Origin of the sequence: Pseudomonas sp. SWI36, from assembly GCF_002948105.1 — a bacterium.
Taxonomy (GTDB): domain Bacteria; phylum Pseudomonadota; class Gammaproteobacteria; order Pseudomonadales; family Pseudomonadaceae; genus Aquipseudomonas; species Aquipseudomonas alloputida.
This window is the reverse complement of the sequence record NZ_CP026675.1, coordinates 4,008,046-4,027,844: the sequence shown is the minus strand read 5'-3', so window position 1 is coordinate 4,027,844 and position 19,799 is coordinate 4,008,046. Positions and strand designations below refer to the sequence as shown.

The 19,799-nt window shown below is 62.8% G+C and carries 21 protein-coding genes and 1 tRNA gene; 14 read left to right on the top strand and 8 right to left on the bottom strand.

From position 1 onward, the window contains the following. Window positions 1–234 precede the first annotated feature (234 nt). A complete protein-coding gene (locus C4Q27_RS19300) occupies window positions 235–453 on the bottom strand; it encodes a DUF1127 domain-containing protein (protein WP_014591954.1) in 219 nt (72 codons plus the stop codon). A 96-nt stretch (window positions 454–549) separates the two neighbouring features. Between C4Q27_RS19300 and C4Q27_RS19295 the strand changes: the two genes are divergently transcribed. Beyond that, window positions 550–1,401 carry a LysR substrate-binding domain-containing protein gene (locus C4Q27_RS19295; protein ID WP_003252879.1) on the top strand — a complete coding sequence of 284 codons (852 nt, stop codon included), beginning with the start codon at window positions 550–552 and terminating at the stop codon, window positions 1,399–1,401. A 28-nt stretch (window positions 1,402–1,429) separates the two neighbouring features. Here the strand turns inward: C4Q27_RS19295 and C4Q27_RS19290 are convergent, their stop codons facing one another. After that, window positions 1,430–2,179 (bottom strand): sulfite exporter TauE/SafE family protein, encoded by a 750-nt coding sequence (locus C4Q27_RS19290; RefSeq protein ID WP_003252877.1) that lies wholly within the window; start codon window positions 2,177–2,179, stop codon window positions 1,430–1,432. 113 nt (window positions 2,180–2,292) lie between these two features. Here C4Q27_RS19290 and C4Q27_RS19285 point away from each other — a divergent pair, with 113 nt between their 5' ends. The 3 genes from C4Q27_RS19285 to C4Q27_RS19275 all read left to right on the top strand — a co-directional run bounded on the left by C4Q27_RS19285 (window position 2,293) and on the right by C4Q27_RS19275 (window position 4,329). Continuing rightward, window positions 2,293–3,246, top strand: coding sequence for a LysR family transcriptional regulator (locus C4Q27_RS19285; RefSeq protein ID WP_064490991.1), 954 nt, complete (start codon window positions 2,293–2,295; stop codon window positions 3,244–3,246). A gap of 58 nt (window positions 3,247–3,304) precedes the next feature. Then, on the top strand, window positions 3,305–3,760 hold the full coding sequence (locus C4Q27_RS19280; protein WP_020192084.1) for a MarR family winged helix-turn-helix transcriptional regulator: 456 nt from the start codon (window positions 3,305–3,307) through the stop codon (window positions 3,758–3,760). Window positions 3,761–3,900: 140 nt separating this feature from the next. Beyond that, window positions 3,901–4,329: an organic hydroperoxide resistance protein gene (locus C4Q27_RS19275; RefSeq protein ID WP_020192083.1), complete on the top strand. Its 429-nt coding sequence runs from the start codon at window positions 3,901–3,903 to the stop codon at window positions 4,327–4,329. A gap of 220 nt (window positions 4,330–4,549) precedes the next feature. Here the strand turns inward: C4Q27_RS19275 and efp are convergent, their stop codons facing one another. After that, complete coding sequence (gene efp, locus C4Q27_RS19265; RefSeq protein ID WP_003252871.1) at window positions 4,550–5,119, bottom strand: elongation factor P; 570 nt, start codon at window positions 5,117–5,119, stop codon at window positions 4,550–4,552. Window positions 5,120–5,167: 48 nt separating this feature from the next. Beyond that, on the bottom strand, window positions 5,168–6,301 hold the full coding sequence (gene earP, locus C4Q27_RS19260) for an elongation factor P maturation arginine rhamnosyltransferase EarP (RefSeq protein WP_104887207.1): 1,134 nt from the start codon (window positions 6,299–6,301) through the stop codon (window positions 5,168–5,170). 129 nt (window positions 6,302–6,430) lie between these two features. On the opposite strand from earP, the gene C4Q27_RS19255 reads away from it, so the two are divergent. Both C4Q27_RS19255 and C4Q27_RS19250 read left to right on the top strand, forming a co-directional pair. After that, on the top strand, window positions 6,431–6,829 hold the full coding sequence (locus C4Q27_RS19255) for a hypothetical protein (protein ID WP_020193656.1): 399 nt from the start codon (window positions 6,431–6,433) through the stop codon (window positions 6,827–6,829). Between the two features lie 2 nt (window positions 6,830–6,831). After that, on the top strand, window positions 6,832–7,302 hold the full coding sequence (locus tag C4Q27_RS19250; RefSeq protein WP_064490989.1) for a GreA/GreB family elongation factor: 471 nt from the start codon (window positions 6,832–6,834) through the stop codon (window positions 7,300–7,302). Window positions 7,303–7,412: 110 nt separating this feature from the next. Here C4Q27_RS19250 and C4Q27_RS19245 read toward each other — a convergent pair whose 3' ends face one another. After that, on the bottom strand, window positions 7,413–8,351 hold the full coding sequence (locus tag C4Q27_RS19245) for a LysR family transcriptional regulator (RefSeq protein WP_064490988.1): 939 nt from the start codon (window positions 8,349–8,351) through the stop codon (window positions 7,413–7,415). A 118-nt stretch (window positions 8,352–8,469) separates the two neighbouring features. Between C4Q27_RS19245 and C4Q27_RS19240 the strand changes: the two genes are divergently transcribed. Next, window positions 8,470–9,219: a 3-oxoacyl-ACP reductase family protein gene (locus tag C4Q27_RS19240; protein WP_064490987.1), complete on the top strand. Its 750-nt coding sequence runs from the start codon at window positions 8,470–8,472 to the stop codon at window positions 9,217–9,219. A 39-nt stretch (window positions 9,220–9,258) separates the two neighbouring features. Here the strand turns inward: C4Q27_RS19240 and C4Q27_RS19235 are convergent, their stop codons facing one another. After that, the gene (locus C4Q27_RS19235) at window positions 9,259–10,143 is read right to left on the bottom strand and encodes a LysR family transcriptional regulator (protein ID WP_104887206.1); all 885 of its coding nucleotides are present in this window, start codon (window positions 10,141–10,143) and stop codon (window positions 9,259–9,261) included. Between the two features lie 106 nt (window positions 10,144–10,249). Between C4Q27_RS19235 and C4Q27_RS19230 the strand changes: the two genes are divergently transcribed. From C4Q27_RS19230 to C4Q27_RS19215, 3 genes are all read left to right on the top strand, one after another. Continuing rightward, complete coding sequence (locus C4Q27_RS19230; RefSeq protein WP_014754115.1) at window positions 10,250–11,437, top strand: MFS transporter; 1,188 nt, start codon at window positions 10,250–10,252, stop codon at window positions 11,435–11,437. Window positions 11,438–11,644: 207 nt separating this feature from the next. Then, window positions 11,645–12,025 carry a hypothetical protein gene (locus tag C4Q27_RS19220; RefSeq protein WP_020190956.1) on the top strand — a complete coding sequence of 127 codons (381 nt, stop codon included), beginning with the start codon at window positions 11,645–11,647 and terminating at the stop codon, window positions 12,023–12,025. A 275-nt stretch (window positions 12,026–12,300) separates the two neighbouring features. After that, a complete protein-coding gene (locus tag C4Q27_RS19215; protein ID WP_104887205.1) occupies window positions 12,301–14,433 on the top strand; it encodes a TonB-dependent siderophore receptor in 2,133 nt (710 codons plus the stop codon). Window positions 14,434–14,634: 201 nt separating this feature from the next. On the opposite strand, the gene C4Q27_RS19205 is transcribed toward C4Q27_RS19215, so the two are convergent. Beyond that, window positions 14,635–14,724, bottom strand: a tRNA-Ser gene (locus tag C4Q27_RS19205). Between the two features lie 198 nt (window positions 14,725–14,922). Here C4Q27_RS19205 and C4Q27_RS19200 point away from each other — a divergent pair. The 3 genes from C4Q27_RS19200 (at window position 14,923) to C4Q27_RS19190 (ending at window position 17,486) form a co-directional block, all read left to right on the top strand. Then, on the top strand, window positions 14,923–15,612 hold the full coding sequence (locus C4Q27_RS19200) for a crotonase/enoyl-CoA hydratase family protein (protein WP_076403568.1): 690 nt from the start codon (window positions 14,923–14,925) through the stop codon (window positions 15,610–15,612). Window positions 15,613–15,732: 120 nt separating this feature from the next. After that, the gene (locus C4Q27_RS19195) at window positions 15,733–16,446 is read left to right on the top strand and encodes a 1-acyl-sn-glycerol-3-phosphate acyltransferase (RefSeq protein ID WP_104887204.1); all 714 of its coding nucleotides are present in this window, start codon (window positions 15,733–15,735) and stop codon (window positions 16,444–16,446) included. 68 nt (window positions 16,447–16,514) lie between these two features. After that, window positions 16,515–17,486 carry a magnesium and cobalt transport protein CorA gene (locus tag C4Q27_RS19190; protein WP_010952874.1) on the top strand — a complete coding sequence of 324 codons (972 nt, stop codon included), beginning with the start codon at window positions 16,515–16,517 and terminating at the stop codon, window positions 17,484–17,486. A gap of 101 nt (window positions 17,487–17,587) precedes the next feature. Here C4Q27_RS19190 and C4Q27_RS19185 read toward each other — a convergent pair whose 3' ends face one another. Further along, on the bottom strand, window positions 17,588–18,322 hold the full coding sequence (locus tag C4Q27_RS19185; RefSeq protein ID WP_010952873.1) for an amidotransferase: 735 nt from the start codon (window positions 18,320–18,322) through the stop codon (window positions 17,588–17,590). A gap of 529 nt (window positions 18,323–18,851) precedes the next feature. Here C4Q27_RS19185 and C4Q27_RS19180 point away from each other — a divergent pair. Next, window positions 18,852–19,652 (top strand): cytochrome c, encoded by an 801-nt coding sequence (locus C4Q27_RS19180; protein WP_104887203.1) that lies wholly within the window; start codon window positions 18,852–18,854, stop codon window positions 19,650–19,652. The last annotated feature ends 147 nt before the right edge of the window (window positions 19,653–19,799 follow it).

Sequence of the window (19,799 nt, the reverse complement as noted above, 5' to 3'; positions counted from 1 at the left end):
CTACGCTACGCTCCGGGGTCCCCTCGCTCCGGGCTTGCTCCCGGGAGGACCGCGCTGCAGGCCCCATCCTGGGGCCCAGCGCTTGACGGGCATCCATGCCCGTCACCTCCCTCCGCAAGCCCTGCGCTCGGCCTCCTGAAGTCGCAATCTGCATCGCCTGAACTACCGCGCGCTTAGAAGCAAAAGCCAAAGCAAGAGCTGGAGCTGGAGCTGAAGCGACTGCCACGCATGGCATCACTTCCTCAGTGGATCATCCCAGAAATGCCGCTCGGCCTCTTGCTGGATATCCGCCCGACTCAACCCCAAGTCGCGCAAGGTTGCATCACTGAGGCTGGCCAGTTCCTGACGCTGACGGTACAACTCCAGCCAGCGCGCCGGACGCTGCAAGGCCGCATGCCACAGGTAGCTCAGGGAAAAGGCAGGTTGCTGGATGCTGCTGACATGACCTTTCATCGTGAAGCCCTCCGTGTTGATGGCCTCAGTCTCACGCCAGGCTTAAGATCAATCCAACGAATGTTTCTGATGCGATGCATCTCGGAGATTGATGCAATGTCCCAGTACCAGAGCCTCGACGCGGACGTCCTGCGCACCTTCGTCGCCATTGCCGAGCAAGGCGGCTTTACCCGCGCAGGCGAAGTGGTCAACCGCACCCAGTCAGCGGTCAGCATGCAGATGAAACGCCTGGAAGAAGACATTCTGCAGCGCCAGCTATTCGAACGTGATGGCCGTCAGGTGCGGCTGACCGCCGAAGGCCAGGTACTGCTGGGGTATGCCCGGCGCATTCTCAAGTTGCATGGCGAAGTGTTCAACACCCTGCGCATGCCGCACATGGTGGGGCTGGTGCGCATCGGCACACCAGACGACTACGCCATGCGCTTCCTGCCGACCATCTTGTCGAGCTTTGCCCAGGCCTACCCGCTGGTGCAGGTGGAAGTGCATTGCGATTCGTCCAAGCAGTTGATGCTGCGCCAAGATCTGGACCTGACCATCGTCACCCGCGAGCCCGGTAACGAGATTGGCCAGTTGCTGCGCCAGGAACGCCTGGTGTGGGCCGCGGCAGAAGGCTTTTGCCCGCATGAACAGCGGCCGATGCCGGTGGCGCTGTTCAACACCGACTGCTTCTGTCGCGCCTGGACCTGCAATGCGCTGGAGGCACAGGGCATCGATTACCGTATTGCCTACACCAGCCCAAGCCTGGCGGCGATCTTTGCCATCGTCACCGCCGGGCTGGCAGTGACCGCGCAGCTGCAGAGCCTGATCGGGGGCAACATCCGCATTCTGGGTGAGAGCGAAGGACTGCCACAGTTGCCCATGGCCAATGTAATGCTGGTGCGCAGTACGCAGACCCCCTCGCCAATCACCGACTGCATGGCCGACTACATCGTTGAGGGTTTCAAGTGATCGGGGGCCGTAAAGCGGCCCCACAATCTCAAAGCTCAAACCCCAGCATCACCGCACAGACCACCAGGAACACACAGAACATCGCCCGCAATACCTTCTCCGGCAACGCGTGGGCCAGCTTCACGCCCCAGCTGATGCTGAGCAAGCCACCCACTGCCAAGGGAATCCCAACCCCCCAGTCAACGCTATGGTGCACGCCATAGGTCACCAGCGTGACCAAGGTACTCGGCGCCGCCAGCGCCAGTGACAGCCCCTGCGCCACCACCTGAGTAGCGCCGAACACACTGGTCAGGATCGGCGTGGCCACCACGGCCCCACCCACCCCGAACAAGCCGCCCATGGTGCCGGCAAAGCTGCCCAGCACACCCAGCCACGGCCAGGCATGACGCAGCTCGGCACTCGGCGGCGACACCTTCATGAACATCCGCACCACGTTCCACACCGCCAACGCTACCAGGAAGCCGACAAAACCCAGGCGCATGGAATGCGCATCAAGCCCCACCGCCCAGATCGACCCCAACCAGGCGAACAGGAAGCTGCACGCCGACAGCGGCAACGCATGGCGCAACGCGATGCGGTTGCGCTGGTGATACCGCCACAGCGCCAGCAGCACGTTCGGCACCACCATCACCAACGCGGTCCCCTGCGCCAACTGCTGGTCCAGGCCAAAAAGCACGCCCAGCGCCGGAATCGCAATCAGCCCGCCGCCTATGCCAAACAAGCCCCCCATGGTGCCCAGGGCAGCGCCCAGCACGATATACAACAACCACTCGATCATCAGGGCCTCGTCCGCCTGTACCAATAATGCGAGCATGCTAACGATTGTGCGCTGGCGGGGAAACGCACAGCAGCGCACAATGGCTGTGCGTTTTTCGCAAAAGCAAGGCAGCCATGAGCCCCGATATCCTGACCGACCAATTGAGCCTGTTCCTCGATGTGCTGGAAACCGGCAGCTTTTCTGCCGCCGCCCGTCGCCACCCGCTGACCCCGTCTGCGGTAGCACGGCGCATCGACAACCTGGAAAGCGCCGTCGGCAGCCGCCTGTTCACCCGCAGCACCCACGCGGTGCGGGCCACGCCTGCAGGCAACGCCTTTGCCGAGCGGGCCAGGCGCATCATCGAGGAGTTGCGCCTGGCCCGGGCTGAAGCGGTGTCACTGAGCAATGCCCCGGAAGGCCTGATCCGCATCGACGCCCCTGCCGCGTTTGGCCGCCGCCACCTGGCCCCGGCCATTGCCGACTTCCTGGTGGCCTACCCGGGCCTGGACGTGCAACTGCGGTTGATCGACAGCTTTGTCGACCTGCAGGGCAGCCACCTGGGCGAGGTCGACCTGGTGTTGCGCGCCGGCCCCTTGGCCGACACCCGCCTGGTCGCCACACCGCTCGCCTACATGGTACGCATCGCCTGCGCCAGCCCCGCCTACCTGGCCAGCCGCGGCATCCCCACCTGCCCCAGCGAACTGCCCGGGCATGACGGGCTGGACTGGGATGGCCTGGCGCCGCCGTTCGCCTGGCGCTTCAGTGTGGCCGGGCAAACCCGCCTGTATCGCCCCGCGCGCATGCGCATGGCCGCCAACAATGCCGAAACCCTGCTGTTCGGCGCCCTCGCCGGCCTGGGGATAGCCCACCTTCCCACTTGGCTGATCAGTGAATACCTGCTGCGCGGCGAGCTGATCCCGTTGTTCTGCGACGGCGGCTTGCCTGAAGCCGAGACCAGCGGCATTTACGCGCTACGCCTGGCACATGAAACGAACTCTCGCAGCCGTTTGCTGCTCGAATTCCTCAAGAGCCGCTTCAGCCCGATTCCACCCTGGGACCTGGCCTTGCGCAGTGAATTGCGCGATTAATTCGCGCACTGATGATCAGCGTGCCAGAATTTTCCATTGATGACTTTCAAGGACCTGCATGAACGCCGACACCCAAGCCTCCTGTGACGAGCTGCTGCTGGACAACCAGGTCTGTTTCGCCCTGCACTCCACCTCGTTGCTGATGACCAAGGTCTACAAGCCGCTGCTGCAGGCGCTAGGCCTGACCTACCCGCAATACCTTGCCATGCTCGTGCTGTGGGAGCGTGACGGCCTGACCGTGGGCGAAATCAGCCAGCACCTGCTGACCGACCCAGGCTCGCTGACCCCGCTGCTCAAGCGCCTGGAAAGCGAAGGCCTGTTGCAGCGCAACCGCAGCCGCGAAGATGAACGGGTAGTGATGGTGCAACTGACCGACAAGGGCCGCGCCCTGCAACAGCAGGCCAAAGAGGTGCCGCAATGCATTCTCAAGGCCAGCGGGCGCAGCCTGGAGCAGCTGCAGCAACTGCAAGCCGACCTGCTGATCCTGCGCGACAACCTGCAAAAAAACCTCTGAGCGCTATGCTGTGAAATGGCCGTTCCGATGAACGGTGATTATTTATCTTGCGCGCTAACTAATTGCGCGCTAATTTAAATCCCACACCAACCCCCGCCCTCCTGCAAACGGGAGTGCACAGCACATTAGCGAGGCTCAAGATGCAAAAGGTCACTCCGCTGTACATCGCAGAAGCAACCTCCACCGGTGGGCGCGACGGCAAATCCCGCTCCAGCGATGGCAAGCTGGAAGTCAAGCTCAGCACCCCCAAAGAACTGGGCGGCGCGGGCGGTGACGGCACCAACCCCGAGCAGATGTTCGCCGCCGGTTACTCGGCCTGCTTCATCGGCGCCTTGAAATTCGTGGCCGGGCAAGAGAAGAAAGCCCTGCCGGCAGATACCTCGATCACCGCCAAGGTGGGCATCGGCCAGATCCCGGGCGGTTTCGGCCTGGACATCGACCTGCACATCAACCTGCCGGGCCTGGCCCAGGCCGATGCCGAAGGGCTGGTGGAAAAGGCGCACCAGGTGTGCCCGTACTCCAATGCCACCCGGGGTAATGTGGATGTGCGCCTGCACGTAACCGTCTAAGACGCAAAGGCTTGCGCGATCCTCTGTGGGTGGGTTTACCCGCGAAGAATACGCCGCGGTGGATGGCACGGGCTTCGCCCGTGTTCGCGGGCAAGCCCGCTCCCACACGGATCTGCGCCAGCTTTTAGAAATTGAGCACGACAGTTGCACCCACAAAGCACGAGCACACAGGCATAAAAAACCCGGCTTGCGCCGGGTTTTTTGCGTCTCGCAAGAAGCATTACTTCTTGGAACGGCCTTTGAAGCTGTTGTCGCGAGTGTCGATGTCGATCCACTCGTCGATCTGGATGAAGTCGGCAACCGAGATCTCGGTACCGTTCGCCAGCTTGGCAGGCTTCATGACTTTGCCGGAGGTGTCACCGCGAGCAGCGTTCTCGGTGTAGACAACTTTACGGCTGATGGTGGTCGGCAGCTCAACCGACACCAGACGGCCTTCGAAGAACACGGCTTCGCAGACGTCTTCCATGCCTTCTTCGATGTACGGCAGAACGGCTTCGATGTCTTCGGCGTTCAGCTCGTACATGGTGTAGTCGGTGGTGTCCATGAAGGTGTACTCGTCACCATTGATGAACGACAGGGTCGCTTCTTTGCGATCCAGGATCACGTCGTCCAGCTTGTCGTCCGCACCGTATACGGTTTCGGTCTTGTAGCCGGTCAGCAGGTTCTTCAGCTTGGTCTTCATGATCGCGCTGTTACGGCCCGACTTGGTGAACTCAGCTTTTTGAACCAGCCACGGGTCGTTGTCGATCCGCAGGACGGTACCGGGTTTCAGTTCTTTACCAGTTTTCATTACGAAGTATCCGAATCTGGATGGATTTATAAAAATCGAGGCCGCGTATCATAGCGAATTTCGGTAAAAGTGTACTAGCGCTGTGGCAAGGTCCGGCTGAGCGGCCTGTCGCGCCCCCCAAAGGCGAGCATGCTGCTGCAGTTCCGGCCAATGCTGGCGGGCCGCCCGCCAGGCCTGGCCCATGTCGAAATCCATGTTCCAGGCACGCCACAGGCCCAGCAGGGCTGCATCGGCATCGTCTGACAGGCCGCAGCGATAATGCGCGAGGAACGCTTCGAGCTTTTCCCAATGGGCATTCTCGTCCTGCACATAGATGTGCCACAGCATCGGCTGCCCCGCCCACTGCGCACGCACGAATGAGTCTTCGCCACGCACGGCATTGAAATCACAGCACCATAACAGCCGGTCGAAGTCGTCCTGGCTGACGAAAGGCAGCACCTGAACGGTCAGCGCCCCACGGGTGCGCACATCACCCACGTGCAGCGGCCCCTCGCCCAACCACTGGCTGAGCCCCGCGACAACGCGCCCTTGCGGGACCAGCAGGTGGCAGGCCTGGTCAGCCGTGGCCAGGGCATCAAGCCAGTTGCCCAGCTGTGGGTTTTCATAGGCGAACAGCGAAATCAGCAGCGCACCCGGCACTAGGTCTACACAAAGCCCCTGCAAAAACGCACGGCGCGCCTCCGCCGACTGCTGGAACGCATCACGCCGGGCCAGCAGCGAGCCTTCGCGCAGCAAACCGCCCGTTTTGTCGGTAAAGCCCGGGAAAAAGAATACCTTGCGCAAACCGTTGGGCTGCGGCGAAGGCAACCCATGGCAACCCTCCACCCATTCCTCGGCACTCAGGTACTCGAGGTTGAGCCAGAGCGGCGGCTGCGGACGGGCGCGCATGGCCTCCACATACGCCACGGGCAACTGGCAGGCGAACGCGCCGATCACCACATCGGCCGGCGCCACCGGCAACCACGCTGCCGGCCAGTGGCGTACATCCACACCGTGCTGCCACTGTTGCGCCGCCGTGGCATCGGCGCCAGGGCACATGGGCGTGAAAGCGTTGAGGTCATCCACCCACAGGCGCACCGCCAGGCCGTGCTCGGCCACCAACTGCCGGGCCAGGCGCCAGGTAACGCCGATATCGCCGTAGTTGTCGACGACGCTGCAGAAGATGTCCCAGGTGGCTTTCATGCGCCCCTCCCGTGCTGGTGCAAAAACCGCGAATTCTGCGCATAAATTGGCGCTGACAAAAGCATCTGCGCAGAAAAATGCCCAAGCGCATGCGACAATGCCCCCCTACCACGTTGCCAGGAAGCTGCCATGCCGCGCCACCGTGAATTGAAGATCACCCTCAAGCCGTTGCCGTTGATCATGTGCGTTGCCTTGGGCCTGTGGCTAGGCGCCATGGCCATTGCCGCGAGCCTGTGGCTGGCCCAGCAGTTGTGGCCACAGCAGGTGCAACCTCTGGCCCAGGTTGTAGCCCCGCATGCAGACCGCCCCGTTGCAACGCCTGCACCGGCCACTGCCCAGGATGCCCAGGCCGAGATGTTCGAACGCTACAAGGACATCCTGCACAAACAGGAGCTGCAACAGGCCGCCGATGCCGCCCAAGGCAACCCGCGCAACCTCAACAGCCCCAAGTGCCAGTTCTGGCTGCAGCAAAACCGTACCGCGCCCACCGAAAAAAGCCAGGCCAACGTGCTGGAGTTCTGTTACTGACCATGGACAAGCCCCACCTGCTGGCGCTGATTGTCGCCACCCTCGAGCATGACCTGGACGTGCTGACCCGCGCGGCGCAAACCGCCTACGAGGCTGCCACCGCCGAAGAGAACATCGCCGAGAACAAGTACGACACGCTGGGCCTGGAGGCCTCGTACCTGGCCACTGGCCAGGCCCGCCGCAGTGCCGAGATCCGCCAGGCGCTGGTGATCTACCAGCAGTTGCTGCTGCGTGATTACGACCCGGCGCGCGGTGTGCAGGTAAGCAACCTGGTGACCCTGAAAAATGAAGATGGCGGGCAGCGCCGGCTGTTTCTCGGGCCTGAGGCAGCGGGGTTGAAGATTGGCGAGGGTGACGGGCTGGTGACGGTGATTACCCCGCGTTCGCCGCTGGGGCAGCTGTTGCTGGGCAAGCGGGTGGATGACGAGGTGAGCCTGGGGGCGCAGGTATCGTTCATTGTCGATGTTGTCTGAACCGGCCTCTTCGCGGGCACGCCCGCACAAGGACCCCACTGTCTTCAGGGCTGTGATATCCCTGTGGGCGCGGGCGGGCCTGCGAAAGGGCCGGCACAGGCAATAATTCTCTAAAGGGCCTGCAGGGCATCGAACCGCCCCGCCAGCCCCTGCTCGGCAAACTGCTCCACCACAAAATCGATGAACGCCCGGGTCTTGCCCGGCAACAGCTTGTGCTCGGCGAAATACAGGCTGATATGCCCATCGTCCACATACCAGTCCGGCAACACCCGCAGCAGCCGCCCGGCCAGCAAGTAGGGCACGGCAAACGGCAGGCTCACCAGGGCAATGCCCAGCCCCTGCTCGGCCACCGCGCACGCCGCGTCCGAATCGCTCATGGTCATCGCCTGGCGCAATTGCAGCGGCTGCTGCGCCTGCCAACGGCTGGTCAACGGCCACGAGCGCACCCGCCCGGTCTGCGGTGACCGCACCAGGATGCCGTCATGGCGTTGCAGCACCTGCGGGTCTTCTATCGGCGCGTGCCGCTGCAGATAGGCCGGCGCCGCCACCAACACCCGGTGCGCCGGGGTCAGCTTGCGCGCCACCACCCCTGGCGGCAGTTCGAAACCACCGCCAATCGCTGCATCGAAGCCCTGGCCGATCAGGTCGACCTGGCGGTTGTCGAAATGCCAATCCGGGGTAATCGCCGGGTATCGGCGCAAGAATTCCCCCAGCAACGGCAGCACATACAAACGCCCGAACACCGTGCCCATGCTCACCCGTAACGACCCGGCCGGCTGGCCTTCTGCACTGGCCAGGTTGGCCACGGCGTACTGAATGGTGCGAAAGCTGTCACTGACCTCGCCGAGAAAACGCTGCCCCGCTTCGGTCAAGGTCAGCTTGCGGGTACTACGCTGGAACAACCGCACACCCAGGCGCGCTTCCAGCTGCGCAACGTGCTTGCCCACGGCAGCCGGGGTAAGGCTCAGGCGCCTGGCGGCTTCGGCAAAACTGCCGACCTCGGCACTGCGGATGAAGCATTCCAACGCGCTGAATGATTCCATGGCCATGATTAGCAACCAAAGGTTTACTCTGCTGATAGTGATTACCATCTTATCAGTAGGCAATCGAGCGCCGATACTGTGCCCATCCAAGGCATTTCGGCCTGGCTTCCAGCAGGAGAACAGCATGTCCAAGCAACTTACACTCGAAGGCAAAGTGGCCCTGGTTCAGGGCGGTTCCCGAGGCATTGGCGCAGCCATCGTACGGCGCCTGGCCCGCGAAGGCGCGCAAGTGGCCTTCACCTATGTCAGCTCTGCCGGCCCGGCCGAAGAACTGGCCCGGGAAATTACCGAGAACGGCGGCAAAGCCTTGGCCCTGCGGGCTGACAGCGCTGATGCCGCGGCCGTGCAGCTGGCGGTGGATGACACCGTGAAGGCCTTGGGCCGGCTGGATATCCTGGTCAACAACGCCGGTGTGCTGGCAGTGGCCCCAGTGACAGAGTTCGACCTGGCCGACTTCGATCACATGCTGGCCGTGAACGTACGCAGCGTGTTCGTCGCCAGCCAGGCCGCGGCACGCTATATGGGCCAGGGCGGTCGTATCATCAACATTGGCAGCACCAACGCCGAGCGCATGCCGTTTGCCGGTGGTGCACCGTACGCCATGAGCAAGTCGGCACTGGTTGGCCTGACCCGCGGCATGGCACGCGACCTCGGGCCGCAGGGCATTACCGTGAACAATGTGCAGCCCGGCCCGGTGGACACCGACATGAACCCGGCCAGTGGCGAGTTTGCCGAGAGCCTGATTCCGCTCATGGCCATTGGGCGATATGGCGAGCCGGAGGAGATTGCCAGCTTCGTGGCTTACCTGGCAGGGCCTGAAGCCGGGTATATCACCGGGGCCAGCCTGACTGTAGATGGTGGGTTTGCAGCCTGATTCAAAGGTTGCCTGTGCCGCGACAGCGCCGGCACAGGCTTAGCCTTTCTTTGCCCCCAGGCACTGTTCCATCACGTCCAGAAAAGCCCGGGCAGCCGGTGTGGGGCTGGACGACCACACCGCATACAAGTGCCGCACCGGCGCATCCACCAACCGCGCCACTGCTACACCTTCGATGCCTTGAGCCACCCGCTCGGGCACCAGGCCGACGGCCATGCCCCGCTGCACGAATTTCTCTACCAGACGAACATGCCCGATCTCGAACTGCACCCTGCGCTGCAACCCCACCGCCTGAAACGCCTCGTCGGTCTGTCGTCGCGCCCCGGTGCCTTCGGGGAAGTCCACCAACACTTCGCCTGCCAGGTCAGCCAGCGCCAGTTGTGCCCTACCCGCCAAGCGGTGCCCCAACGGCAACACCGCCACCAGTTCTTCCCGGGCCAGCAACCGATGCTGCACCCCCTGCACTACTTCGCCCTGCCACAGCCCGATAAAGCCGACGTCCAGGCGCCGCTCGAGCACATCAGCAATCAGCAATTCGCTCTTGGCCGTGAGCCAGCGTACATCCACATCCGGGAAACGACCGTGAAACACCGCCAACAGGTCGACCAGGTCCAGCGCGGTGAGCGAGCTGATTTCACCAATCGCCAGCCGCCCGCGCACCTGGCCGCAGGCCGCTGCCACGTCATCGGCAATGCGCCGGGCCGCCTCCACCGCGGGCCGTGCACTGAGCACAAAGGCCTCCCCCGCAGGTGTCAGGCGCACCCGTCGCGAACTACGCTCGAACAGGCTCACCCCCAGCTGCGCCTCCAGCCGCGCCACCTGATGGCTAAGGGCCGACTGCACCACATGGCAGCGCTCCGCCGCGCGGGTAAAACTGCCGGTGTCGGCCACGGCAAGGGCATATTCGAGCTGCTTGAGGTTCATCGATCTATCTGCTTTCAAGATGAATAGGTTGAAAACTATACATTGGTGTCATGCCTGACACTTCCTGATAATCATCACCACACACCACTGCCCCCACGAGAATTGCATGCACACCCCCACTCTCAGCCGCGCCTTGATCCTGCTGATGGCTACCGCCACAGGCCTGGCCGTGGCCAGCAACTATTACGCCCAACCGCTGCTGCACAGCATCGCCCAGCAGTTTGGCTTGAGCACCGCCAGCGCCGGCAGCATCGTGATTGCCGCGCAGCTCAGCTATGGCGCCGGCCTGTTGCTGCTGGCACCGCTGGGCGACCTGTTCGAGCAGCGCCGGCTGATTACCGTGATGACCGTTGTCTCCACCCTGGGCCTGGTCATCAGCGCCTGTGCACCCAGCCTGCCCTGGCTGCTGCTCGGCACGGCGCTGACCGGGCTGTTCTCGGTGGTGGCACAGATCCTCGTGCCGATGGCAGCGACCCTGAGCGAGCCCCATCAGCGTGGGCGCGCGGTCGGCACACTGATGAGCGGCCTGCTGCTGGGCATCCTGCTGGCGCGCACTGCTGCCGGCTTCATGGCCGAGCTGGGTGGCTGGCGCAGTATCTACGTGCTGGCCGCAGTGCTGATGGCAGTTACCGCCGTGGCGCTGTACCGCAGCCTGCCACAGCACCACAGCCACGCCGGGCTGAAATACCCGGCGCTGATCGGCTCCGTGTTCCGTCTGTTCATCGAAGAGCCCGTGCTGCGCCTGCGCTCGCTGCTCGGTCTGTTGGCATTCAGCCTGTTCGCCCTGTTCTGGACACCCCTGGCGTTTCTGTTGGCAAAAGGCCCCTACCACTATTCGGATGCAGTGATCGGCCTGTTCGGCCTGGCCGGTGCGGCGGGTGCATTGTCGGCCAACTGGGCCGGGCGCCTGGCAGACCGCGGCAAGGGCGCGCTGGGTACCACCGTGGGCCTGGTGGTGTTGCTGCTGTCGTGGGTGCCGCTGGGGTTTGCCGAACAGTCCCTGCTCGCCTTGCTGCTGGGCGTGCTGATGCTCGACCTGGCGGTACAACTGGTGCATGTGAGCAACCAGAACGCAGTGATCGCCCTGCGGCCCGAGGCACGTACGCGGCTGAATGCCGGTTATATCACCTGCTACTTCATTGGCGGGGCGCTTGGGTCGTTGCTGGGCACGCAGCTGTTCCAGCGCCAGGGCTGGATGGGGATCGTGGTGGCGGGGCTGGTGATTGGTGGGCTGGCGTTGCTGGCCTGGGGATGGGCCGAACGCAAGCGCAAGAATGCCTTGCAGGTGGCCTGAAAAATGCGTGCTGGATTCTTCGCGGGCACGCCCGCTCCCACAGGTGCCTCACAAAACTCAGGGCAGTGGTGGGTACGGGCATGCCCGCGAAGAGGCCAGCCATGGCGACAAAGTACCGCACTACCCTCCGTCGCAATGCCGTTGACTTGCCTGCCGGGGCAGCGCTCAGTAAGCGCTGGAATGCCCTTTCCCTGACAGGATGAATTTATGACAAGACTCACGGTACAGTCCGGCGATTTCTTGCAAGGTGAAGGCGAGTATCGCAATGGATCGCTCACACTCAAGACCGCGCGCAGCCCCTCACCCGGTGAACGGATTTCCCTGGCACGCATCAGCGACTTGCGGCTGGCCAGCCTGGAAACCAACCGCAACCTTGGCAGCGCCTTGGGCTGGGGCGTGGCCGGCGCCCTGGTGGCAGGGCCAGTAGGGCTGCTGGCCGGGCTGTGGTTGGGTGGCAAGGAAGAAGAAGCGACCTTTCTGGCCACCTTCAAGGATGGACGCAAGCTGATGGCCATTACCGATGGCAAGACCTGGTCGAAGATCGATGACAACTGGCGGCAGCACAAGCGGCCGATCAGGACTGGCTGACTGAATACACCGGGCCCGGATCGTTTTATGTGGAAGGCGGCTGGTAAGATGCCGCCTTTTTCATGGCCTGTGCCGGCCTCTTCGCGGGTAAACCCGCTCCTACAGGGGTATCACCACCTGGTGTATCACCAACCGGTACATCATAAACCGATGTACCACCACCCGGTGTATCACCACCCGGTGTATCACCAACCGGTGCATCACCACCCGGTGTAGGAGCGGGTTTACCCGCGAAAGGGCCGGCACAGGTATCGCGCATCCAGGAGCCCCACCGCATGCCCCCGCATCACCCCCGCCTGCCCCTGAGCCTGCTCAGCCTGGGCCTGGCCCTGCAGTGCCCCTCTGTGTTTGCCGAAGACAGCGTGATGCTGGCCCCGTTGCAGGTCTCCGACACCTACGCCAATGATGGCTACCAGGCACGCCAGGCCGCTGTGGGCGGCTTCCAGCCCGCGCCCCTGCTCGACACCCCCGCCTCTGTCAGCGTGTTCAGCCAGCAGTTGCTGGAAGACCGCCAGGTACGCAAGCTTAGCGAAGTGTTGCAAAGCGATGCCTCGGTCGGCGAAAGCTATGCACCCATCGGCTACTACGAAAACTTCAATGTGCGCGGCTTCGAGCTGAACGCCGCCAGTAGCTACCGCATCAATGGCCAGACCATTGCCGGAGAGCAGAACGTAGCCCTGGAAAACAAGCAGCAGGTGGAATTGCTCAAGGGCCTGTCCGGGCTGCAGACCGGCGTGTCGGAGCCGGGCGGCTTGATCAACTATGTGACCAAGCGCGCCGAAGACATACGCAGCGTCACGGTATCGACCAACGAACAGGGCGAACGCTATCTGGCCACCGACCTTGGCGGCTGGTTCGGCAGCGAAAAGCAGTTCGGCCTGCGCGCCAACCTGGCCCATGAAGACATCCGCACCTACGTCGACCACGCTGACGGCAAGCGCGACTTCGCCTCGCTGGCATTCGACTGGCAGATCAACCCGGATGCCACCCTGCAGCTGGATGCCGAGTACCAGCATCGCGAACAGGCGTCGGTGCCGGGTTACCAACTGCTCGGAGGCACTGAAGTGCCCCACGGCATCGACCCGGAAGACCGCCTGGCCTACCAGCATTGGGCAAAGCCCGTGCAGAACGACTCGCTGAACCTGGGCGGGCGCTTCGAATACCGCTTCAACGATACCTGGACCGGCACCGTGAGCGCCTCCCGCAGCAAAGTGGTGATCGACGACTACAGCGCGTTTGCCTGGGGTTCGAGCGAGGGGGCGTTTTTCGGCAGCAATGGTGACTACGACATCTATGACTTCCGCAGCCCCGACGATACCCGCCGAACCGACGAGGCGCAGGCCATGCTCAACGGGCACTTCGATGCGCTGGGGGTGGGGCACGAGCTGACTGTGGGTACCAGTGCGCAGCGACGCACACTGGATCAGCGCCCGTACTACAACGAGTGGCTTGGGACCGGCAACATCCATACCGGCGCCCCAGACCTCGATCCGTCCGACAAACCCGTCGGCGCCAGCGAACGCCGGCTGGACAGCCGCCAGTACGGCTTGTTCGTCAGCGACCGCATCAGCTTCAACGAGCAATGGCAGACCGTGCTGGGCGCCCGTGAAGTGCGCCTGGATGAAAAGACCTGGGACGAGAACGGCGTAGCCGGGCGCCATACTCGCCAATACGAGCTGCTGCCCAACGCTGCGCTTATCTACAAACCGCAGCCGAACACCACGGTATACGCCAGCTACGCCAAGGGCCTGTCTGCCGGAGGCACGGCCCCCTGGTTCGCCAGCAATGCAGCTGAGATCCTTGCACCCACCACCTCCCGCCAATTGGAACTGGGCGTCAAGCACGACTGGCAAGGCCTGAGCCTGAGTGCCGCCCTGTTCCAGATCCGCCAGGCTTACCAGTACGCGCGCCCGGACGGCACCGGCAACTTCACCTACGTGCAGCAAGGCCAGCAGAAGAATACCGGCCTGGAACTGGGCGCCAGCGGCCGGGTGACCCCGAACCTGCAGGTACAGGCCAGTGCGGCAGCCATTCGGGCGCGGGTGCAGAACAGCGGTACCGAAGCCTATGAAGGGCACCAGGCGATCAACGTGCCTAAATTCCGGGCGGCGCTGCATGCGGAATATACCCTGCCGGTTCCGGGGCTCGCGCTGCTGGGCGGTGCGCGGTATAGCGCCAGCAAGTATGCGAGCCAGGCGGGCAATGTGGAGGTTGGCGGGTATACCGTGTTCGACCTTGGCAGCCGCTACAGTACCCGTGTTGCCGGGTATGACACGGTGCTGCGGCTGACGGTGGATAACGTGCTGGACAAGCGTTACTGGCGCGATGTGGGGGATTACCTGGGGGATAACTACCTGTTCCAGGGGGCACCGCGTACCGCTCGGCTTTCGGCTTCGATCAGCTTCTAGATTGCCGGGGCCGCTCTGCGGCCCTTTCGCGACCTGTGGGAGCGGGCTTGCCCGCGAACACGGGCGAAGCCCGTGCCATCCACCACGGTGTTGGCTTCGCGGGCAAGCCCGCTTGTGTCGCGATGGGCTGCACAGCAGCCCCAATGGCCCTGAAAACAAAAAGCCCCCGTACTTTTCAGCGCGGGGGCTTTTCGTAGAATGTGGCGGTGAAGAAGGGATTTGAACCCTTGATACGATTTCTCGTATACACACTTTCCAGGCGTGCTCCTTCGACCACTCGGACACTTCACCGTTTCTCTTCAAGCCTTGCAGCCCGTCGAGGTGCGCTAATTTAGTGAAAGACTTTCCCTTTGGCAAGCATTTTTTTCAATTTTTTCATGTATTTGCACTTGGGCTGCCGTGAGCACTGACCGACCAGTCAGCCTTGCTGCTTTACCTCGCCCTTGGCGCTGGGTAACGTCGTCGCCACGCCAACAAAAGGACTCTGCCATGAGCGAGCTGATTACCTACCACGCCGAAGACGGCATCGCCACCCTTACCCTGAACAACGGCAAGGTCAATGCCATCTCGCCGGACGTCATCACTGCCTTCAATGCAGCGCTGGACCGCGCTACCGAGGAGCGTGCAGTAGTGATCATCACCGGGCAGCCGGGCATTCTGTCAGGCGGTTACGACCTCAAGGTGATGACCCGCGGCCCCCAAGAGGCCATCAGCCTGGTCACCGCCGGTTCCACCCTCGCCCGCCGGCTGCTGTCGCACCCGTTCCCGGTGGTGGTCGCCTGCCCCGGCAATGCCGTGGCCAAGGGCGCCTTCCTGCTGCTGTCGGCCGACTACCGCATCGGCGTCGAAGGGCCGTACAAGGTATGCCTGAACGAAGTGCAGATCGGCATGACCATGCACCACGCCGGCATTGAACTGGCCCGCGACCGCCTGCGCCGCTCGGCCTTCCACCGCTCGGTGATCAATGCCGAAGTGTTTGACCCGCAGGGTGCCGTGGATGCCGGCTTCCTCGACAAGGTGGTGCCGGCCGAGCAGTTGCAGGAAGCGGCAATGACCGCAGCGCGGGAGCTGAAGAAGCTGAACATGCTGGCGCACAAGAACACCAAGCTGAAAGTGCGCAAAGGGCTGCTGGAGGCGCTGGACAAGGCGATCGAGCTGGATCAGCAGCACATGGGCTAGCCGCACGGGCCCTTTTCGCGGGCTTGCCCGCGAAAGGGCCGGAACAGGCCTGCACCAAGGTTTGCCCCAGCCAGTGCACACCCGTACACTGCCCCGCGACCGTCTGGTGTGAGTCGTACCATGCTTTATTCATTGCGTATGTTCCTGCTGGGGCTGCATTTTCTTGCCGTTGGCACCGTGGGCCTGCTCATTGGCCTGTGCCGCCCCTTCAACCCTGACAACAGCCGCGTTTTCGCCCGGCTCTACAGCTTGCCGGCCACCTGGCTGATGCGCATCAAGGTCAAGGCCGAAGTCGGCCCATTGTGGGACCACCCGCCCGGCTGCGTGATCGTGGCCAACCACCAGTCCAACTTCGATCTGTTCGTGCTGGGCCAAGTGGTGCCGCAGCGCACCGTCGCCATCGGCAAGAAGAGCCTGGGCTGGATCCCGCTGTTCGGCCAACTGTTCTGGCTGGGCGGCAACGTGCTGGTCGACCGCAAGAATGCTTATCAGGCGCGCAGGGCCATACAGAAGACCACCCGGGTTCTGCAGGACGACACCTCGATCTGGATTTTCCCCGAAGGCACCCGCAATCCCGGCGAGCATCTGCTGGCCTTCAAGAAAGGCGCATTTCACATGGCCATCGAGGCCGGTGTGCCGATCGTGCCGGTCTGCGTCAGCCGCTATGCCAGGCGCCTGAGCCTGAACAGCTGGCGCCAGCGCACGGTAATCGTGCGCTCGCTGCCGCCCATTGCCACGACGGGCATGACGCTGCAGGACCTGCCAGCGCTGATCGAGCAATGCCGTGGGCAAATGCAGCAGTGCATTGACCGCATGGAAAAAGAACTGGCCTGATCCGGGGTTGCTCTGGAGCCGGGTACAGCCCAAGCTGTATCCGTGTTCAAACGAATAAGCGGACAACCATGGGTCGAGTCGTGGCATCGGCGGTGTACAGCGCCGGCAGAAAGGTCACCAACATCAGCATCGACGAAGGCAGCGAGTGGGCGCGCAAGCCGGGGCATTTCGTGTGGATCGGCCTGGAAGAGCCCAATGCCGAAGAGCTGGCCAACCTGCAGTCGCAGTTCAACCTGCACGAACTGGCCATCGAAGATGCCCTGGAAAAACACAGCCGGCCCAAGCTGGAAACCTTCGGTGACGCGTTGTTCATCGTCACCTATTCGCCAGTGCGCCACGAAGGCAAGCTGGAATTCATCGAAACCCATATCTTCGCGGGCAACGGCTACATCATCACCTGCCGCAACGGCCACTCCAAATCCTACGCCATGGTCCGCCAGCGCTGCGAGGCTCGGCCCCTGCTGCTGGAACATGGCGAAGACTTCGTGCTGTACGCCCTGCTCGACTTCGTCACCGAGAACTACCAACCGGTCAGCGAGGCCATTCATGGCGAGATCGAAGCGCTGGAGGAAAGCGTACTGGGCGGCTCGCTGCGGGAAGACGACATCCGCCGCCTGCACAGCCTGCGCCGAGACATCCTGCGCCTGCGCCGCTACGTGGCACCCCTGGTTGAAGTGAGCGAAGAACTGCAGCGCCTGAGCTTCCCGTTCATCGACAAGAACATGCGCCCGTACTTTCGTGATGTGCAGATTCACGTGACGCGGCAGATGGAGGACTTGGCCGGTATACGCGACATTGCCAGCCAGACGATCGAGATCGGCATGCTGCTGGAGTCGTCACGGCAAAGCATCGTGCAGCGCAAATTCGCGGCCTGGGCGGCGATTCTGGCATTCCCTACGGCGATTGCCGGGGTTTACGGGATGAACTTCCAGAACATGCCGGAGCTGAGTTGGCACTACGGTTACTTCGCGGTACTGGGGGTGATTGCGACGGGGTGTGCCGGGTTGTATGCCAGCTTCAAGAAATCGGGTTGGCTTTGATGGCCTCTTCGCGGGCGCGCCCGCTCCCACAGGTCGCACACAATGCTGGAAATTGTGCATCACCTGTGGGAGCGGGCGTGCCCGCGAAGGGTTGCCACCGATTACGCGGCGCTGTCGCCGGCCTTTGACGGCTGCTGGATAAAGCGCAACATCCACTCCCCTACCAAATCACCCTGGTGCTCGGTGGCCAGGCTGGCGACGGCCTTGTGGTACACCTCGTCACCCAGGTATTCCTGGCGCGCATCGAGCAGTGCGCGGGAGTAGTCATGCACGAATTCCGGGTGTCCCTGGAAGCACAGCACCTGGTCGCGAATGTGATACGCGGCATTCGGGCAGAAATCGCTGGAGGCGATCACCGTAGCGCCTTCCGGCAGTTCGGTCACCTGGTCCTGGTGACTGATCAGCAAGGTCAGTTCCGACACCTCCGGGTCCATCCACGGCGCATGCGCCGCCAACGAGTAGCGATGAATACCCACGCCCCAGCCTTGCTCAGCCCGCTCGGCCTTGCCACCCAGGGTCAAGGCCAGCAACTGGTGGCCAAAACACACGCCCAGCAGCTTTTCACCGCGCTCGTACAGCTTGAGCAGGTAGGCCTTTAGCGTCTGGATCCACGGGTCGGTACCGAACGAATCGGCCTTGCTGCCCGTCACAAGGTAGGCATCGAACTTTTCACTGTCGGCGGGATAGTCGCCGTGCATCACGTTGTACACACAAAATTCGGCGGCAATCGGCTGACGCGAGAAGAGCTGCTCGAACATCCTGCCGTAGCCCTGATATTGCGCCGTCAACTCCGGTCGCAGGACATCGGTTTCAAGGATGCAGATGCGTAACGACATAGGGGTAGTCCTGAACGACATGGGTGGGAATCTGCTGTAGAGACTGCCGCGAAAGGCACGTACAAGCAAGTAGGCTGCACTGACGAACGGTCACATTTCGTCGGCGCGTGCCGGGTAGTTGCGCCACTGTCTAGATAGAGCGTGCCAGCTAGATAGCACTTGGCCTCATAGCCAGAGGAATGGTTTTAGTGCACGGTTAGAACAAAGGGTTCTCAAATATGGATAACGCACACCCTACTGTTGAAGGTATATCCACTTTCAAGAGGCAAGCAGTCCGGCGCCATGCAACGCCACTGCGATCGACCCGAAGCGCGACGACAAGGAAGCCAACGGGTATTCAGGAATAACAACAAGAAGGCGGTCCGCCATGTTCAGACAATCGAAAATTCGCCAAGCCGGGCTCATTTTATTTGCCACCACGTTGCTATTGATCTTGCCGAACCTGACACGTTTGTTTGGCTGACGGCAGCGGTGGCGCCAACGGGCAACGCACAGGTAACCTGCTGGCCTTGATGGTCGGAGATTGCCTATGCGCCACTGCCTTGCCCTGCTAGCGTTGCTCCTGAGCCTGCCATTGTCGGCGGCGCAACTGCACCTTGAACTGGGCGCGACACCGCGCCAGTGGAGCAGCGCCGAACTGCTTGGCCACCCTGAGGCCCAGGACATCAGTATCGAGCAGGACGTATCCTACAAACGCCCCATGCACTATCGGGCGGTGCCGCTGGCCACGCTGCTGGAAGGCGTGAGCGCCCGCGATCACCTGCAGGCCGTGGCGCTGGATGGCTTTGCCGCCGAAATGCCCGCTGCGGCATTGCTGCAGCCAGGGCCAGCACGGGCCTGGCTGGCCGTGGAAGACCCAGGCAAGCCGTGGCCGCCACTGGGTCAAGGCAAGCCAAGTGCCGGGCCGTTCTACCTGGTGTGGACTGCGCCGCAGGCCAGCGGCATCCGCCCTGAACAGTGGCCATTCCAGATTGCCACCCTTCGCAAGCTGACCCCGGTGGACCAGCGGTTTCCTGCACTGCTACCCGACCCGAAGCTGCCGGCCGACAGCCCGGTGCGTCAGGGCTTTGCCCTGTTCCAGCAGAATTGCCTGGTGTGCCACCGGTTGAACGGTGCGGGGGATGGGCAGGTGGGGCCGGACTTGAATGTGCCGTATAACCCGACCGAGTATTTTCAGCCGGTTTATTTACGCAAGTTGATACGCGACCCGCAAGGCCTGCGGCGGTGGCCGCAGGCGAAGATGCCGGGGTTTGCCGAAAGTGTGTTGAGTGAACAGGAACTGGATGCGCTGTTGGCCTATTTGGGGCACATGGCAACGCGTAAGCCTTGAGGGCCTCTTCGCGGGTAAACCCGCTCCTACACGGTGGTGGACGCACACCGGGGGTTGGACACACACCTGGGGTCGGACACAGACCGTCGTAGGAGCGGGTTCACCCGCGAAAGGGCCGGGCCTGCTGGCCAATATCCCTGGTCGTTC

Excerpts from the sequence above, each read along its gene's own strand:
- C4Q27_RS19220 (WP_020190956.1), top strand. The coding sequence starts at position 11,645 with ATGACAAGACTCACGGTACAGTCCGGCGATTTCTTGCAAGGTGAAGGC.
- C4Q27_RS19215 (WP_104887205.1), top strand. The coding sequence starts at position 12,301 with ATGCCCCCGCATCACCCCCGCCTGCCCCTGAGCCTGCTCAGCCTGGGC.
- C4Q27_RS19180 (WP_104887203.1), top strand. The coding sequence starts at position 18,852 with ATGCGCCACTGCCTTGCCCTGCTAGCGTTGCTCCTGAGCCTGCCATTG.
- C4Q27_RS19235 (WP_104887206.1), bottom strand. The coding sequence starts at position 10,143 with ATGAACCTCAAGCAGCTCGAATATGCCCTTGCCGTGGCCGACACCGGC.
- C4Q27_RS19185 (WP_010952873.1), bottom strand. The coding sequence starts at position 18,322 with ATGTCGTTACGCATCTGCATCCTTGAAACCGATGTCCTGCGACCGGAG.
- C4Q27_RS19285 (WP_064490991.1), top strand. The coding sequence starts at position 2,293 with ATGAGCCCCGATATCCTGACCGACCAATTGAGCCTGTTCCTCGATGTG.
- C4Q27_RS19300 (WP_014591954.1), bottom strand. The coding sequence starts at position 453 with ATGAAAGGTCATGTCAGCAGCATCCAGCAACCTGCCTTTTCCCTGAGC.
- C4Q27_RS19250 (WP_064490989.1), top strand. The coding sequence starts at position 6,832 with ATGGACAAGCCCCACCTGCTGGCGCTGATTGTCGCCACCCTCGAGCAT.
- C4Q27_RS19230 (WP_014754115.1), top strand. The coding sequence starts at position 10,250 with ATGCACACCCCCACTCTCAGCCGCGCCTTGATCCTGCTGATGGCTACC.
- efp (WP_003252871.1), bottom strand. The coding sequence starts at position 5,119 with ATGAAAACTGGTAAAGAACTGAAACCCGGTACCGTCCTGCGGATCGAC.
- C4Q27_RS19245 (WP_064490988.1), bottom strand. The coding sequence starts at position 8,351 with ATGGCCATGGAATCATTCAGCGCGTTGGAATGCTTCATCCGCAGTGCC.
- C4Q27_RS19195 (WP_104887204.1), top strand. The coding sequence starts at position 15,733 with ATGCTTTATTCATTGCGTATGTTCCTGCTGGGGCTGCATTTTCTTGCC.
- C4Q27_RS19280 (WP_020192084.1), top strand. The coding sequence starts at position 3,305 with ATGAACGCCGACACCCAAGCCTCCTGTGACGAGCTGCTGCTGGACAAC.
- C4Q27_RS19190 (WP_010952874.1), top strand. The coding sequence starts at position 16,515 with ATGGGTCGAGTCGTGGCATCGGCGGTGTACAGCGCCGGCAGAAAGGTC.
- C4Q27_RS19295 (WP_003252879.1), top strand. The coding sequence starts at position 550 with ATGTCCCAGTACCAGAGCCTCGACGCGGACGTCCTGCGCACCTTCGTC.
- C4Q27_RS19200 (WP_076403568.1), top strand. The coding sequence starts at position 14,923 with ATGAGCGAGCTGATTACCTACCACGCCGAAGACGGCATCGCCACCCTT.
- C4Q27_RS19240 (WP_064490987.1), top strand. The coding sequence starts at position 8,470 with ATGTCCAAGCAACTTACACTCGAAGGCAAAGTGGCCCTGGTTCAGGGC.
- earP (WP_104887207.1), bottom strand. The coding sequence starts at position 6,301 with ATGAAAGCCACCTGGGACATCTTCTGCAGCGTCGTCGACAACTACGGC.
- C4Q27_RS19290 (WP_003252877.1), bottom strand. The coding sequence starts at position 2,179 with ATGATCGAGTGGTTGTTGTATATCGTGCTGGGCGCTGCCCTGGGCACC.
- C4Q27_RS19255 (WP_020193656.1), top strand. The coding sequence starts at position 6,431 with ATGCCGCGCCACCGTGAATTGAAGATCACCCTCAAGCCGTTGCCGTTG.
- C4Q27_RS19275 (WP_020192083.1), top strand. The coding sequence starts at position 3,901 with ATGCAAAAGGTCACTCCGCTGTACATCGCAGAAGCAACCTCCACCGGT.